The sequence below is a fragment of the Pedobacter frigoris genome (assembly GCF_005116445.1).
In the GTDB taxonomy this organism is placed as follows: Bacteria; Bacteroidota; Bacteroidia; order Sphingobacteriales; family Sphingobacteriaceae; genus Pedobacter; species Pedobacter frigoris.
On record NZ_SWBQ01000020.1, the window covers coordinates 1 to 747 of the forward strand.

Sequence of the window (747 nt, forward strand, 5' to 3'; positions counted from 1 at the left end):
TCTTGTAGTATAGTAGAGGCTACTCAATAGCCTCTTTGGCTATAGCATCTGCTCACATGGTACATACATTGTACACACTTTATTCACAAAAAGGTACCTGTTTGTGTATTATTTGTGAATGATGTGTGTATAAAGTGTGAAGAAGTTATTTTGATGTGAAGCAGAAACCCTTTAGTCGTCTCGATGGTACCGGGAGATCTCTTGTTTGCGCTATCCAAGATCTCTTGTCGCTGTGTGCTGGCCGGATGACGAGGAGGCTGGGGATAACTGGAAGAGCAGGTGGGTAGCAATTTCGGGTTGCTTTTAAGCTATACAAGTATGGCTGTGGGTTTGTTTGCTTTTGTTATTTAATTTTTCTGGTTGAAATATAGCGAGTTACAGACGAGGTGTGAATAATAGTTAATAAATATTTGGAGGGAGGGATATTTTTCCTACTTTTGCATCCCGATTCGGAGGAAGAGCGACAGTCGAAAGGCTGGTTTTTGAAAGGTTGTTGAGATAGGAAATGTCTCTTTTGTTTTTGGGTCTGCTTCGGCGGTTGTTGCTTTGAAAAGCATGAAAAACAAAAAGAAAAAAAGTTTTAAAAAAAGCTTGACAATAATAAAAAGATTTCTACCTTTGCAATCCCAAACAGAACGGGAGTTACCAAACGGAGTTTGGTAACGGAATACACAAGATTGAAACAATAAGTTTTTAGAAACTGAATCTGGACGAAACGACCAGGATAAACTGAAGAAGACTGATTGC

The 747-nt window shown here is 39.1% G+C and carries 1 protein-coding gene; it reads right to left on the minus strand.

All coding sequences use genetic code 11. The annotated features are described in order from the left end of the window. Positions 1–431: 431 nt before the first annotated feature. On the minus strand, positions 432–747 hold a 316-nt coding region (locus tag FA047_RS20725; RefSeq protein ID WP_205943369.1), incomplete at its 5' end, for a hypothetical protein.